We start from the raw sequence: 710 nt of genomic DNA, 5'->3' as shown, positions 1-710 counted from the left end.
TATCCTGCCTTATTCCTTTCTTCCTTTCAACCTTTGAAAGTATTGAAAGGCAGTTTCAGGATGGGCCGTTTTGCCTCCATGCCCAGGAAGGTACTGGTAGTAGTACAATTTACCGTATCTGTAATGCTGATCATCGGAACCATTATAGTGTACCAGCAAATTCAGTATGCTAAAAACCGACCCATCGGATATGACAAAAGCAGGCTGATCAGCCTGGATATGGAACCTGAAATAAAAAAGCATTTTGATGCCATTAAGAATGAACTGGTCAGTTCCGGTGCAGTAAGTGTAATGGCAGGTTCGCAGGGGCCTTTAACCGAAGTCTGGAATACCAATGGCGGTTTTGATTGGGAGGGGAAAGATCCTAATATGGCTATTGACTTTCCTAATAATTCCGTAACCTTTGATTATGGCAAAGCCATTCAGTGGAAAATTAAAGAGGGGAGAGATTTTTCGAAAGATTTTGCGTCTGACTCTGCTGCATTTGTCGTAAACGAAACGGCAGCTAAGTTCTTAGGCATGAAAGATCCGGTTGGAAAAACCCTGGTATGGAACAGAAGGCCCTATACTATTATCGGAGTGGTAAGCGATATTTTACAGGAATCTCCGTTTTTCCCGGTTCGACCAACCCTTTATCATATCGAATCCTACGACGATATGAATGCCCTGATCCTGAAATTAAACCCCGCTTCCAGCACCAGTCAGGCGAT

1 protein-coding gene is annotated in these 710 nt (G+C 43.4%); it reads left to right on the top strand.

The annotated features are described in order from the left end of the window. On the top strand, positions 1-710 hold a 710-nt coding region (locus A1D16_RS19730; RefSeq protein WP_290712735.1), incomplete at both ends, for an ABC transporter permease.

It is taken from the genome of Flavihumibacter sp. CACIAM 22H1 (genome assembly GCF_001601815.1).
Lineage (GTDB): Bacteria > Bacteroidota > Bacteroidia > Chitinophagales > Chitinophagaceae > Flavihumibacter.
Note: the sequence above shows the minus strand (reverse complement) of the source record. Positions and strands in the feature narration are given on the sequence as shown.